A 13,383-nucleotide genomic window follows, 5' to 3' on the forward strand; every position below is an offset into this window, starting at 1 on the left:
CGACCTCGGGGGTCGCCTCTCTTGTTTCTGCTCTCTGGTTGCCTTGCCGTCGTCTCACCCCAGCTTGGCGCCGTTCTCCACCGCCTGCTCGGGGATGGCGATCACCACGGCGCCATCCGGGCGATAGAAGCCGGTCAGCAGAAACTCCGACTGGATGGGGCCTATCTGCTTGGGGGGAAAGTTCACCACGGCGACGATCTGGCGGCCCACCAGATCCTCCGGTCGATAGAGGTCGGTGATCTGGGCGCTGCTCTTGCGCACCCCGAGCTCGGGGCCGAAATCCGCCCACACCTTGTAGGCGGGGCGGCGCGCCTCGGGGAAGGGCTCGACCCGCACCAGGGTGCCCACCCTGAGCTCCACCATCTCGAAATCCTGCCAGCTTATGGTCTGCATCTTGGCTCCTCGTTGCCCATACCTTGCATGAGCCTCAGCATGCCTCGAATGCCCGGGGATTGTCTTCGGCAAAGAGCCGACTGATTACGGCAGGCGGCCGTTTTGCTGGCGCCAGAGGGAAGGGGTCAGTCCGGTCTCGGCCAGGAAGCGCTCGGCAAAGGCCCCCTGGTTCTGGTAGCCGCAGCGGCTGGCCACTTCGCCGACGGGCAGCCGGGTGCGGGCGAGCAGGCTGCGGGCCAGCGCCATACGCCGCATCCTGAGGTAGTGGGAGACGCTCGTGCCCACCTGCTGGCGAAAGGCGTGTTTGAACTGGCTCAGGCCGAGGCAGGCGATGGCGGCAAGTTCCTCGTTGGTGAGGGGGTCTGCGAGGTGGGCTTCCATATGACGCTGCACCTTGGCGATACGAGGGGCTATGCGGGGAGCGACGGCGGGGCCCATGCCGCGTCCCTCGGTCAGCAGCCCGAGCCACACCTGATCCATGCCGGCCACGTGGCGCCCCTCGGCCACCATGCGGTGCAGGAAGGCGAGGTAGTGGCGCTGGGCCTCATCCAGCTCGACGAAGGGGTGGTCCCCCAGGGCTGCCGGCAGCCAGTGGCTCTCCTGCACCAGAAACACGTGCGCCGGGTCGGCGGCGTAGTCGTGGCGAAGGCCAGGGGCGATGATGCAGGCAAAACCGGGGGCGAGGCGACATCCCCGACCCTGCACCTCGATCTCGAGGGGGCCGACGAGGGGGATCACCAGCTGGGCGTGGTCATGACTGTGGCTCTGCATGTCGCTCTGGTAGTGACGCAGGCTGAAGGGGGAGGCGGCAGATAAGCATGACGCGGCACCGGGCCGCGTCATTGAAAGGGATGCATCGTTTGCCATGGGCAGCCGCATTACTCGGCGTCGAAGTCTTCGATCTCTTTGCCAAGGGCTTCCATGATGGCGCGGGCCTCGGCGGGGACGCTGTCCGGGTGATCCTTGCGCAGGTCGTCGTCACAGGGCAGCGGCTGGCCGGTGAAGGCGTGCAGGAAGGCTTCGCAGAGCAGCTCGCTGTTGGTCGCATGACGCAGGTTGTTCACCTGGCGACGGGTGCGCTCATCGGTCAACACCTTCAGCACCTTGAGCGGGATCGAGACGGTTATCTTCTTGACCTGTTCGCTCTTCTTGCCGTGCTCTGCATAGGGGCTGACGTAGTCGCCGTTCCACTCTGTACCCATGTTCCACCTGTAGTCGTTTGGCCGTGAGCGCGGATTTTAACCCTTAAGGAATTCAATGGCAATCCAACAGCAAAGCCATTTAGACGTCTAGAAGTGTTGACGGCTTTTTTAAGGTGGCGTAGTGTGGTGCACCATGGGCCGGCAGTCCGGCCAGCGAAAATGAGAGCGGGGCTGGACGACCCACGAGGCGGACCGGCTCCGGCAACCCATCAAGGAGAGTGACATGACCCACAAGGCCACCCTGGCGGTACGCACCGGGATTGAGACAGACACGCAGCACGGTGCAGTGGTGCCCCCCATCTACCTCTCCAGCAACTACACCTTTGCCGACTTTGGCGAGCCCCGTCAATACGACTATGCCCGCTCCGGCAACCCGACCCGCACCAATCTGGCGGACGCCCTGGCGGCCCTGGAAGGGGGGGCCGGCGCCGTGGTGACCGGCACCGGCATGGGGGCCGTTCACCTGGTGACCACGGCTCTGCTCAAGGCGGGGGATCTGCTGATCGCCCCCCACGACTGCTACGGCGGTACCTGGCGTCTGTTCGAGTATCTGGCGGCCAAGGGCCACTACCAGGTGCAGTTCGTGGATCAGGGGGACGAGGTGGCGCTGGCCGCCGCGCTGGCCCAGAAACCCGCACTGGTGTGGGTGGAGACCCCCTCCAACCCGCTGCTGCGGGTGGTGGATATCGCCGCCATCGCCGAGGCCTCCCACGGGGTGGGGGCCCAGGTGGTGGTGGACAACACCTTCCTCTCCCCCTTGCTGCAACAGCCCCTGGCCCTTGGTGCCGACGTGGTGGTCCACTCCACCACCAAGTACATCAACGGCCACTCCGACGTGGTCGGGGGGGTGGCGATCGCCAAGGATCAGGCTCTGGCCGACTCCCTGGTGTGGTGGGCCAACTGCCTGGGGCTCACCTCCGGTGCCTTTGACTCCTACCTCACCCTGCGGGGCCTGCGCACCCTGGCCCCGCGCCTGCGCACCCATCAGGAGAACACGGATCGCATCCTCGCCTTCTTGCAGCAGCAGCCGCTGGTCAAGCGTATCTATCACCCCAGCCTGCCGAGCCATCCGGGCCACGACATTGCGCGCCGTCAACAGTCCGGCTTTGGCGCCATGCTAAGTTTTGAGCTCGATTGCAACGAGACGGGGCTGCGTGCCTTCCTCGCGGGGCTGCGCCTCTTCTCGGTGGCGGAGTCCCTCGGCGGGGTGGAGAGTCTGGTGGCCCATCCGGCCAGCATGACCCACAGGGCCATGACCCCTGCGGCCCAGCAGGCGGCGGGTATCAGTGCCCAGTTGCTGCGCCTGTCGGTGGGGATCGAACACGGTGAGGATCTGGTGGCCGATCTGGCCCAGGGGTTTGAACAGGCGCAGTTGGCACAACAGGCAGAGCAGGTGAAGTAATGGAACAACAACAAGGAGAGTGTGTGGTGGCAACAGAGGCAGTCTTCAAGCGGCGCCATGTACACAAGTTCGGCGGCAGCAGCCTGGCGGATCCGGTCTGTTATCGCCGGGTCGCCAGCATTGTCGAGCAACAGGTGGGGGGCAACGAGCTGGTGGTGGTCTCCGCGGCGGGCAAGACCACCAACCGGCTGATCCAGCTGGTGGAGCTGGCGGAAGCGGGGGATGAGGCCGCAGGCGAAGCCATCACCGCCCTGCACGCCTATCAGCAGAGCCTGATCGACGGCCTGCTGGAAGGGGAGCTTCACCTCGATCTGAGCAAGCAACTGACGGACGACATGCAGCTGATCGCCAAGACCCTGGAGGGGCAGTTTGACCGCTTCGAGCGCAACGGCCTGCTCGCCTTTGGCGAGGTGTGGTCCGCCCGCCTGCTGGCTGCCCTGCTCACCAGCCGGGGTGAGGCGGCCACCTGGCTCGATGCTCGCAGTTTCCTGCGCGCAGAAGACGGCGCCCTCATCAAGGTGGATACCGCCCTCTCCAGCGAGCTGCTCAAGGCCCGCCTGGCCGAGCACGCCGGTCGCATTGTGGTGACCGGCTTCATCGCCGCCGACATGGAGGGGCGTTCCCTGCTGCTGGGGCGCAACGGCTCCGACTACAGTGCCAGCCTCCTGGCGGCGCTGGCGGACGGGGAGTCGACCACCATCTGGAGCGACGTGGCCGGGGTCTACAGTGCCGACCCGCGCCGGGTGAAAGAGGCTCGTCTGCTGGAGCGCCTGAGCCTGGCCGAGGCCAACGAGCTGGCGCGCCTGGGCTCCTCGGTGCTGCATTCGCGTACCCTGCAGCCGGTGGCCGACAGCCGTCAGCGCCTCACCCTGCGCTGCAGCTACAATCCGGACGAAGGCTGCACCCACATCCTGCGCCGTGCGCCCCGCTCCGGCGGTGCCCGCATCGTCTCCTCGGTGGATCAGATAGCCCTCATCGAGCTCAAGGTGCTGCCGCAGACTGACTTTGAGCAGACAGTGGCGGCCATCGAGGCCCATCTGGCCCGCCATCGCCTCCATCCGCTCACCCTGCAGCGCCAGCCGGATCGGCGGGTGCTGCGTCTGGCCTACACCCTGGAGGTGGCACAAGGGGCCTTCGAGGTGCTCCGTGACTTCCAGTTGCAGGGCAACTTTACCGGCCTCATCCAGAAGGAGGGGTTCAGCCTGGTCGCCCTGGTGGGGGCCGGCGTCACCGACAACGCCGAGCAGTGCCACCGCTTCTACCAGCTGCTGGCGGATCAGCCTCTCGAGTTCGTGCAGGTGGCCAAAGACGGCCTGAGCCTGGTGGCCGTGCTGCGCCAGATCGTGCTGGAGCCGCTGCTCATCGCTCTGCACAGTGCCCTGTTCAGCCGCCCGACCCGGGTCGGGCTGGTGGTGTTCGGCAAAGGCAATATCGGCGGTCACTGGCTGGGGCTCTACGCCCGCGAGCAGGCGCGCCTCGAGCATGAGCTCAATCTGGCGCTCACCCTCTATGGGGTCTTCGACTCCAAGGGCGGGCTGCTGGACGAAGAGGGGCTGGATCCCCTCAAGGTACAGGACAACTTCCATCCCAAGCCGCTCATCTGGCCGGAGCTGCTCTCCCAGCTGGAGCAGCACAGTTTTGACTCCCTGATCGCGCTCGACATGACCGCCAGCGAGACGGTGAGCCGCTACTACCCGGACTTTGCCCAGCTCGGCATCCACATCATCGCCGCCAACAAGTTTGCCGGTGCCGCCGACAGCGAGTTTTACCAGCGCATCAAGCAGACCTGCCGCGACCATCAGGTGCAGTGGCGCTACAACGCCACCGTGGGGGCCGGGCTGCCCATCCAGTCCAGCATCCAGATGCTGCGCCAGAGCGGCGACCGCATCCAGGGGGTCTCCGGCATCTTCTCCGGCACCCTCTCCTGGCTGTTCCAGCAGTATGACGGCACTCGCCCCTTCTCCGAACTGGTGGACGAGGCGTGGCAACACGGCCTGACCGAGCCGGATCCCCGGGAGGATCTCTCCGGTCAGGATGTGCGCCGCAAGCTGCTCATCCTGGCGCGGGAGGCGGGCTTCGAGCTCGACTCCGCCGACATCGAGCTGGAGAATCTGGTGCCTGTCACGCTGCGCAAGGTGACCGCCGATGAGTTCATGGACAGGCTCAAGGAGCTGGATGACCCTATCCAGACCGCCTTCGAGGGGGCGCGCCGGGTCGGCAAGGTGCTGCGTTATGTCGCCCGCTTCGAGCACGACGGCAAGGCCCGCGTCGGGCTGGAGGCGCTGGAGCCCCATCACCCGTTTGCCAACCTCTTGCCCTGCGACAACGTGTTCGCCATCGAGAGCGACAGCTATCGCACCAACCCCCTGGTGATCCAGGGGCCGGGAGCGGGCCGGGAAGTGACGGCCGCCGCCATCCAGTACGATCTCTGGCAGATCTGCGCCAGCCTCTGAGGCTGCGTGACACGATGCAATGAGAAGAGGCGCCCCAGGGCGCCTCTTCTGTTATCGGGTGGCGGAGTCACCAGAACAGCCGGCCCAGGAGGGGGGCGAGCAGCACAGTGGCCATGCCGGCGATCATCATTACCATGCTGGAGACCACCCCCTCCTCGTTGCCCATCTGATAGGCCCTGGCTGTCCCGGCCCCGTGAGCCGAGGCACCAAAGCCCGCGCCCTTGCCAAGGCGGCTGCGGATGGCGAGCACGGTGAGCACGCTTTCTCCCACCGCCATGCCGATGACGCCGGTCAGCACCACGAACAGGGCGGTGAGATCGGCGTTGCCACCCACGGAACGGGTCGCCTCCACCGCGAAGGGGGTGGTGATGGATCGCATGGCCATGCTGCGTTGCAACAGCTCGGAGAGGTTGAGCCAGCGGGCCAGCAGCACTGTGCTGCCCACCGCCATCACCACGGACGCCACGACCCCGACCGAGAGGGAGAGCCAGTGGCGGCGCATCAGCTGGCGATTCTCGTAGACGGGCACCGCGAAGGCGACGGTGGCAGGGCCCAGCAGCCAGAGCAGCCAGTGGGATTCGGCCATGTAGTCCCGGTAGGGAATGTGGAACAACATCACCACGGCCACCAGCAGGGTGGGGGCCAGCAGCAGCGGCATCAGGGGCAGGATGCGCTTTTTGCCATAGAGCCACTTGCTGGCGTAGTAGAAGAGCAGGGTCAGGGCGAAGCAGAGCAGGCCGAGCAGGGTGTCAGACATGGCGGCGACTCCGGCGGGCCAGCTTCAGCTCGAGGCGATAGACCCTGTCCACCACCAGCGCCGTGGTGCCGAGCACCAGCACGGTGCTGACGATCAGGACCACCATGATGCGCCACCCCTCCTGCAGCAGCAGCTCCTGATAGTTGACCACGGCCACTACGGCAGGGACGAAGAAGAGCAGCATCTCCGCCAGCAGCCAGCGGGCCCCGGCACTGAACCACTGGGCCTTGACCACCCCGAGCAGGATGCAGACCAGCAGCAGCAACATGCCGGTGAGGTTGGCGGGCAGGGGCAGGTGCAAGGTGCGCACTGCGATGTCGGCCAGCAACCAGATGGCCGCCAGCAGGGCGATTTGGAAGGGGGTTTGCAACCAGCGAAGGCAGAGGGTTTTCATGGCAAGCGTCTTTCTGTGAACCTGCTCACAGTATAGAGAGGGACCAAACCTGCAAAAAATGAATTTAAATTATCAAAATCATGCCAAAGAGGCATGATTTAGCCAGCCATCCCCGTCAAGAGAGCACCATGGATATTCGAGCCCTGCGTTACTTCGTCGAGCTGGTGCGGGAGCAGAGCTTCACCCGCGCCTCCGAAAAGCTGTTCGTCACCCAGCCCACCATCAGCAAAATGATCCGCAACATGGAAGAGGAGCTAGGCCAGCCTCTGCTGAGCCGGGTCGGCCGCCGCTTCACCCTGACCGACAGCGGCCAGGTGCTGTTCAATCGGGCCCAGACCATCCTGGCGGAGATGCAGCAGCTGGAGGCGGAGCTGGCGGATCTGCAGAGCCTGCAATCCGGGCGTCTTGCCCTCGGCATCCCGCCCATGGTGGGTCATGTCTATGCGGATCTCATCCGTACCTATCGCAGCCGCTACCCCGGTGTGGAGCTCTCCATCGTCGAATATGGCGGGCGGCGCATCGAGCAGGCGGTGCTGGCGGGGGAGCTGGATCTCGCCATCACCATGCTGCCGACCAGGGAAGAGGGGGCCCTCTGCGCCCTGGATCTGGACAGTTACCCCATCCGGGTGGTGCTACCGGACCTGCCCCGCTGGCGCGAGGGGGGCGAGATCCGGCTGGAGGCTCTGCGGGACGAACCCTTCCTGCTCTATACCCAGGCCTTCACCCTGAGCGAGCGGCTGGAGCAGGCCTGCGAGCAAGCCGGGTTCGTGCCCCAGGTGGCGGCCCGCAGCAGCCAGTGGGACTTTCTCACCGCCATGGTGCGAAGCGGCATGGGGGTCGCCTTCCTGCCGGAGCCCATCTGCCGGCGGCTGACGCCGGATGGGCTGGTGTTGCGCCCTCTGGCCCCGGCGCTGAGCTGGCGACTCGGGGTGATCTGGCCAGGGGATCGCTACCTCTCCCGCACCGCCGAGGCCTGGCTTGCCCTGTGCCGCGAGCAGGGCTGAGGAGCGGGCCTGGGGTTAGGGGGTCCCCGGTGACGCCATGCCTGTGACGAAGCGGGCATAGGCTGCGGAGTGTCGCACCTCCTCAATCTCGTCCCACACCTGTTGGCTGAGATCGGGGTGGGCCTGATGGAAGGGGTGGGAGAAGATGAGGTAGTAGGGTTTTTCGACCAGGGGAGGGGTGATCCGCTCGAGTGTGGCCTGCAACTGCGGGTGGGCGGCCAGGGTCCGTTCTGCGACCCCGGTTTGCAGGGCGGCGGCAACGGCGCGCTGTATCGCGACCTTCTTGAGCAGGATCAGTGGTTCCCTGCTGGAGTCATCCACCCTGACACCGCTCTCCTGCAGCTGGGCGACGATGGAGAAACCGGACTGCGCCGCAATGACGCCCCGGGCGACGAGCTGCCGGCCATCCCAGCGAACCTGTCCGCCTTTTGGCTGGTAGAGGCTGTAGCTCTCGGTGAGCAGGCGCTTGGCGGGATCAGGTGCCCCGTGTCGCATGGGATAGACCCCTATGGTGCGAGCACGCTCTTCGCTGTAGCTCAGCTTGACGGCCGCATCGAGCTGGCCCTGGCTGACGAGGGAGAGGCAGCGTTTCCAGGGAAGGGGGGTGAGAATGATGGGGTGCCCGATCCGGTTTGCCACCTCCTTGAGGTGGAACTGCACTATCCCCTCGCCGGACATCAGCAACCAGGGAGGCGAATCACTGTTCTCCATGCAGGCACGAATGCTGCCGGGGGCGGCCATGACGCAGGTCGGCAGCAACCAGAGCAGCAGCGCCAGGCAGAGAGTGCGCAAGGGGAGCCTGCCTGACAGGGGAGAACCGGCGAGCCAGTCAGGGAGCGATGCCAAAGTCATCCCTCATCGGGTCATAGAGATAGGAGCGGTAGTCGGTGCTCTCGTCGGGCAACTGCGGGTTGGTCAGCCGGAAGATCTGGCGTGAATCGAGCCGGGCAAAGACCAGGGAAGGCTGGAAATGATGGCGCCAGAGGCGCTGCAGGGAGCCATCTTTCCATGCCAGTTGCAGGCCGCGCAAAAGGCGCTCGCGCTCCTTGCTGTAGGTGGCGTGGCTGTAGAGGGAGTGGATGAGCGGATAGAAGAGGGCGACATGGCTATCCACGGTCAGCCCCGGCAGGCCGGGTCTGTGGTTTTTCCACTCGCTCAATATCTCGTTGGCACCACGGCAGAAGAGATCGATCCGGCCACGGGCCACCAGGCGAAACAGTGACTCATAGTTATCCACCTCCTGCACCCTGAAGCCGTTGTAGCGCAGGATGTCGGCATCCCGCCAGCCGGTGCCCACCCCTTGCGTGAACTGCTGCAACTGGGACAGGGTGTGAACCCCGGCCAGGGCCTGGGCACGGGCGCTGCCGACAAAACAGACCCGGTAGCCGAGCACGCCCAGATCGATGGGGAAGGGGACCAGGCTGACGCCGGGTTGAGGGATCTCCTGGGGCCAGCTGTCGACGATGAAGAGGGCATTCTTGCCCGGCGTTTGCACTTCGAGCCGCATCCTCGCCTTGTTCATCCTGATGGCATCGAGCAGTTCATAGTCGCCGTAATCGGGCCGTGTTTTCTCCAGCGCCAGCCTCATCGCCGCCCGGTAATAATTCATGCGGACATCCTGTTGGGGTTCCCCTGTGATCAGGGTGAAGCGGGTGGCCGCCATCGTGAGGGACGGGAGGGAGAGGGCGAGCAAAAGGAGCAGGATTCGATGCATCTTGACCGGGTTCGGCAACGGGATTGTGCCCAGTATAGACGGGCCATTCCCGTCGACACAGCGCTATCAGGCTCTGGCAGATCTGACCTCTTGAGAAGGGGGTCATGCGGATTTCATCAAGAGACCCAGGCGACGACATAGCTGGCGCAGCGTCTGGTTGTCGAGGCAGCCAAAGCCGAGCAGCCACCCTTCCAGCGTCGGCGGGCCCAGGTAGAACTGGCCCAGATGGCGCAGCCCCAGCCCGCAGGCGTTGGCGGCATCGGTCCAGCGCACCTCTCCACCGGGGGGCAGCAGCACGGCGCACTGCAGGCCGGCACCGCTGTGGATGGGGGTGAGCCCCGGGCAGTGCTCGGCCAGTTCCGCCAGCAGCAGATCCCGTCTGCTCTGGTAGAGGAGGCGGCTCTGGCGCAGGTGGGTGGCGAAGTGCCCGCCCCGGATGAAGTCTGCCGTGACCGCTTGCTGCAACTGGTTGCTGTGGCCGTCGACGGCGGCCCGGGCGCGGCAGAAGGAGTCCATCAGCGGCCTGGGCAGCACCAGGTAGGCGAGGCGCAGCGAGCCGAACAGCACCTTGCTGAAGGTGCCCACATAGATCACCCGCCCCTGGCCGTCGAGCCCCTGCAGGGCGGGCAGGGGACGCTGATCATACTGGTACTCCCCGTCGTAATCGTCCTCCAGGATCCAGGCGCCGTGACGCTCTGCCTCGGCCAGCAGCGCCATGCGGCGGGGCAGGCTCATGGGGACGCCAAGGGGATACTGGTGTGCCGGGGTGCAGTAGATGAGGCGCGGTGCAGGATGACCCCCATGAGGGTTGAGCCCCTCTTCATCCACCGGCACCGGATGCACCCGGGCACCGGCGCTCTCCATGGCGGTGCGAGCCCCGGGATAACCGGGGTCTTCCACCCAGACGGTGTCACCGGCATCGATGAGCAACTGGGTCGCCAGCAGGATCCCCTGCTGGGAGCTGGTGAGGATCAGGATCTGATCCGGCTCGCACACCACGCCACGTGATTGCACCAGATAGCTGCTGATGGCGGCGCGAAGTTCCCCAAGCCCCTGGGGATCCCCGTAGTTCATCCAGTCGCTGGCGCGCTGGCGCCACTGTTGCTGCATCAACCGACCCCAGAGTGCCTGGGGGAAGAGACGGGGATCCGGCTGGCTGGAAGCAAAGGTGGTGCCCACCTCGGGCACGTCGTGACAGGCGCCACCCAGGGCCATCTCCTGGCCGCGACGGGAGAGGCCAGCCGCTGACTGGGGCGGGCGCGGCGCGGGGCGCACCGCCGCCAGGGCGACAAAGGTGCCGGCGCCCACCTTGCGCACCAGATACCCCTCCGCCTCAAGCCGGCCATAGGCCAGTTCCACCGTGCTGCGGGAGATCCCGAGATCCCGGGCCAGGAGACGGCTGGCGGGCAGGCGGCTGTGCAGGGGCAGGTGGCCCGCCAGGATGGCCTCGCGCAGGGTTCGCACCAGTTGTTCGTGCAGGGGCAGATCCCCTTGCTGCTGGCTGGCGAAGAGCGTTGGCAGAACGGTCATGGTGTGCTCCCGTTGGCTCGGGGGTTGCGCCCCTTTCGAGGCAGGGATCCTGCCCGCAGGGCATGGCGCGGCTGTGGGGCTGGCGACCGACGGGCAGAGCGGGTGGGGTGGATGGTCATGGTGGCGGCTCGATGAAATTGGTCTGCCCATATTGGCAAAATTGGTCGGCGTGGCAAGGCCATTTTGTCGCTACATTGGTGGTCACAGGGTGGCGCCAGCAGGCGGCACGGATTGGCAACACAAGGAGTCTGCATGTCGGAATACAGTGCCACCATCAGTTGGCAGCGGGGGGAGCATGAGCCCTTCGTCGATCAGCGTTACAGCCGGGCCCATGAGTGGGCGTTTGATGGCGGGGTCAGGGTGCCGGCCTCCTCCTCTCCCCATGTGGTGCCGCTGCCTTACTCGGTGGCGGAACATGTGGACCCGGAAGAGGCATTTGTGGCGGCCCTGTCCAGTTGCCACATGCTCACCTTCCTCTGGTTGGCGGCGAAGGCGGGCTATCGGGTAGAGAGCTACCGGGACGAAGCGGTCGGCATCATGGCGAAAAACGGGCAAGGTCGCCTCGCCATGACCCGGGTCACCCTGCGTCCCAGGGTGATCTTCGGGGGAGAGCAGGAGCCCGCTCTGGCCGATCTGGAGCAGTTGCACCACCAGGCCCATGAGGAGTGCTTCATCGCCAACTCGGTCAACACCTTCGTCACCACAGAGATCGTCATCTAGTCATCAGGAGCGTTCAGGATGAGTCATGTATTGAGCACAGGGGTGGCAGGGGCCGCCGAAGCCAGCGCCTTTTTCGAGGCCCAACTGAAGTTTCGTACCGATCCGGCGGATCTGGCCGCCGATCTGCTGGCCGGGGTGGCGGGGATCGTGGTCATCGATACCCGCTCCCCCGCACACTATGCCGAGGGGCACATTCCCGGCGCCATCTCCTTCCCCCACAGGACCATGACGGCGTCGACCACGGCGGTACTGGACCGGAACCTGGTGTATGTCTGCTATTGCGACGGCATCGGCTGCAACGGTTCGACCCAGGGGGCCTACAAGCTGGCGTCCCTCGGGTTTGAGGTCAAGGAGTTGATAGGGGGTCTGCACTGGTGGCGTCAGGACGGTTTCGCCGTCGCCACGGGCAGCGAGCCCGGAGTGCTGCTGGAAGGGGGAATTGCCTGTGCCTGTTGAACGTTGCAATGAGGGGGGCGACGCCTCCCTGTCCGGCGCCGCCCTTTTCAACGACTTTGGGCAGCCTCTGGGGCGTGCGCTGCCAGAATGGCGCGGCGCCGAGTTCCCTCCCCACCGCGCACTGCATGGCTGGGGCTGTCGTCTCGAGCCCCTTGATCCCGAGCGCCACCTGGGGGATCTGTGGCAGGCATTCAGTGCCGACAGCGGGGCCATGTGGACTTACCTGACCAGCGGCCCTTTCGCGGACGAGACCGCCATGGGGGTCTGGCTGCGGGAGGTTGCCACCAAGCGGGATCCCCAGTTCTACGGCATCATCGACGAGGGGAGCGGACGGGCGCTGGGACTGGCGAGCTACCTGCGCATCGATCCCCTGGCGGGCAGCATCGAGGTGGGCTGGCTGCACTTCTCCCCCGCCATGCAGCAGTCACGGCTGGCGACGGCGGCCATGGTGTTGATGATGGCCAATGCCTTTGCTCTGGGATACCGGCGCTACGAGTGGAAGTGCAATGCCCTGAACCTGCCTTCGCGCCAGGCGGCCCTGCGCCTCGGCTTTCACTATGAGGGGACCTTCCGTCAGGCGCGGGTGGACAAGGGACACAACCGGGATACGGCCTGGTTCTCCGTCATCGACAGCGAGTGGCCCGCCCTGAAAGGGTGCTTCGAGCGCTGGCTGGAGGACGGCAACTTCGATGCGGCAGGGCGCCAGCGGCTGCGCCTCTCCGAGCTGACCGCCGCCTGCCGTTCGGCAGAGGCATGAGGGAAGGGGTGAGGCGGACCCGATCGCCCGCCGTGTTCTGGTCACCCGCGAAGGGGCTCCGATGTCGGAGCCCCTTCGTCCTTTTCAGTCGTGGTGATCGCCGATGGGGGCGGCAATCCAGTTCATCAGGCGCACCATGTCTGCCGGCGCCACCCCGACCGAGAGGCCGCGCTTGCCGCCGCTGACCAGGATCTCGTCGAAGGCCATGGCGGAGTCGTCCAGCACGGTGGGCAACTGCTTCTTCTGGGCCAGGGGGCTGATGCCACCCACCTTGTAGCCGGTCAGCTTCTCGGCGTCGAGCGGCTTCATCATCTCCACCTTCTTGAGCCCGGTCGCCTTGGCGAGTTGCTTGAGGCTGCACATGCCCGATGACGGGACTATGGCGACCACTGCCTGCTTGTCGTGATGGGCGAGCAGGGTCTTGAACACGCGCTCCTCGGGCAGGCCGAGCTGGGTCGCGGCATGCTTGCCGAAATCGTCGTGGGCCTCGCACTCGTAGGGGTAGAGCTTGTGGGGGATCTTCAGCTTCTTCAGCAGGTTGATGGCGGGTGTCATGGGGTCTCCTCGAGCCAGGGCAAGGCCAGACAGTCTGCGCCCGGGC

At 65.8% G+C, this 13,383-nt stretch carries 15 protein-coding genes; 6 read left to right on the plus strand and 9 right to left on the minus strand.

The window, feature by feature from the left end; translation table 11 throughout:
• Window positions 1-54: 54 nt before the first annotated feature.
• The 3 genes from J9893_RS15465 to metJ form a co-directional block, all read right to left on the minus strand.
• Window positions 55-393 carry a tRNA-binding protein gene (locus tag J9893_RS15465; RefSeq protein WP_010675707.1) on the minus strand — a complete coding sequence of 113 codons (339 nt, stop codon included), beginning with the start codon at window positions 391-393 and terminating at the stop codon, window positions 55-57.
• 84 nt (window positions 394-477) lie between these two features.
• Window positions 478-1,236: an AraC family transcriptional regulator gene (locus tag J9893_RS15470; RefSeq protein WP_210599785.1), complete on the minus strand. Its 759-nt coding sequence runs from the start codon at window positions 1,234-1,236 to the stop codon at window positions 478-480.
• Window positions 1,237-1,271: 35 nt separating this feature from the next.
• Complete coding sequence (gene metJ, locus J9893_RS15475) at window positions 1,272-1,595, minus strand: met regulon transcriptional regulator MetJ (RefSeq protein ID WP_005327165.1); 324 nt, start codon at window positions 1,593-1,595, stop codon at window positions 1,272-1,274.
• Between the two features lie 223 nt (window positions 1,596-1,818).
• Between metJ and metB the strand changes: the two genes are divergently transcribed.
• Window positions 1,819-2,997, plus strand: coding sequence for a cystathionine gamma-synthase (metB, locus tag J9893_RS15480; RefSeq protein WP_010675705.1), 1,179 nt, complete (start codon window positions 1,819-1,821; stop codon window positions 2,995-2,997).
• Complete coding sequence (locus J9893_RS15485) at window positions 2,997-5,450, plus strand: bifunctional aspartate kinase/homoserine dehydrogenase II (RefSeq protein ID WP_210599767.1); 2,454 nt, start codon at window positions 2,997-2,999, stop codon at window positions 5,448-5,450. The genes metB and J9893_RS15485 overlap by 1 nt, the downstream gene beginning before the upstream one ends.
• A gap of 67 nt (window positions 5,451-5,517) precedes the next feature.
• Here the strand turns inward: J9893_RS15485 and J9893_RS15490 are convergent, their stop codons facing one another.
• Window positions 5,518-6,207 carry an LrgB family protein gene (locus tag J9893_RS15490; RefSeq protein WP_010675703.1) on the minus strand — a complete coding sequence of 230 codons (690 nt, stop codon included), beginning with the start codon at window positions 6,205-6,207 and terminating at the stop codon, window positions 5,518-5,520.
• Window positions 6,200-6,601, minus strand: a complete 402-nt coding sequence (locus J9893_RS15495; protein WP_039040574.1) for a CidA/LrgA family protein — start codon at window positions 6,599-6,601, stop codon at window positions 6,200-6,202. Before J9893_RS15495 ends, J9893_RS15490 begins: the two co-directional genes overlap by 8 nt.
• 128 nt (window positions 6,602-6,729) lie before the next feature.
• Between J9893_RS15495 and J9893_RS15500 the strand changes: the two genes are divergently transcribed.
• Window positions 6,730-7,605, plus strand: coding sequence for a LysR family transcriptional regulator (locus tag J9893_RS15500; protein ID WP_039040573.1), 876 nt, complete (start codon window positions 6,730-6,732; stop codon window positions 7,603-7,605).
• A 15-nt stretch (window positions 7,606-7,620) separates the two neighbouring features.
• On the opposite strand, the gene J9893_RS15505 is transcribed toward J9893_RS15500, so the two are convergent.
• From J9893_RS15505 to J9893_RS15515, 3 genes are all read right to left on the minus strand, one after another.
• A complete protein-coding gene (locus J9893_RS15505) occupies window positions 7,621-8,397 on the minus strand; it encodes a transporter substrate-binding domain-containing protein (protein ID WP_246875607.1) in 777 nt (258 codons plus the stop codon).
• Window positions 8,398-8,434: 37 nt separating this feature from the next.
• Window positions 8,435-9,268 (minus strand): hypothetical protein, encoded by an 834-nt coding sequence (locus J9893_RS15510; RefSeq protein ID WP_210599783.1) that lies wholly within the window; start codon window positions 9,266-9,268, stop codon window positions 8,435-8,437.
• 153 nt (window positions 9,269-9,421) lie between these two features.
• A complete protein-coding gene (locus J9893_RS15515) occupies window positions 9,422-10,849 on the minus strand; it encodes a PLP-dependent aminotransferase family protein (protein WP_210599766.1) in 1,428 nt (475 codons plus the stop codon).
• A gap of 252 nt (window positions 10,850-11,101) precedes the next feature.
• On the opposite strand from J9893_RS15515, the gene J9893_RS15520 reads away from it, so the two are divergent.
• Genes J9893_RS15520 through J9893_RS15530 form a run of 3 tightly spaced genes read left to right on the plus strand, consistent with a single transcriptional unit; the run spans window position 11,102 to window position 12,782 of the window.
• Window positions 11,102-11,569 carry an OsmC family protein gene (locus J9893_RS15520; protein ID WP_210599765.1) on the plus strand — a complete coding sequence of 156 codons (468 nt, stop codon included), beginning with the start codon at window positions 11,102-11,104 and terminating at the stop codon, window positions 11,567-11,569.
• Window positions 11,570-11,587: 18 nt separating this feature from the next.
• A complete protein-coding gene (locus J9893_RS15525) occupies window positions 11,588-12,025 on the plus strand; it encodes a rhodanese-like domain-containing protein (RefSeq protein ID WP_069651919.1) in 438 nt (145 codons plus the stop codon).
• The gene (locus J9893_RS15530) at window positions 12,015-12,782 is read left to right on the plus strand and encodes a GNAT family protein (protein ID WP_232098036.1); all 768 of its coding nucleotides are present in this window, start codon (window positions 12,015-12,017) and stop codon (window positions 12,780-12,782) included. The genes J9893_RS15525 and J9893_RS15530 overlap by 11 nt, the downstream gene beginning before the upstream one ends.
• An 84-nt stretch (window positions 12,783-12,866) precedes the next feature.
• On the opposite strand, the gene ybaK is transcribed toward J9893_RS15530, so the two are convergent.
• Window positions 12,867-13,337, minus strand: coding sequence for a Cys-tRNA(Pro) deacylase (gene ybaK / locus J9893_RS15535; RefSeq protein ID WP_041211703.1), 471 nt, complete (start codon window positions 13,335-13,337; stop codon window positions 12,867-12,869).
• Between the last annotated feature and the right edge of the window lie 46 nt (window positions 13,338-13,383).

Origin of the sequence: Aeromonas sp. MaB10011B, assembly GCF_017939325.1 — a bacterium.
In the GTDB taxonomy this organism is placed as follows: Bacteria; Pseudomonadota; Gammaproteobacteria; order Enterobacterales; family Aeromonadaceae; genus Aeromonas; species Aeromonas caviae.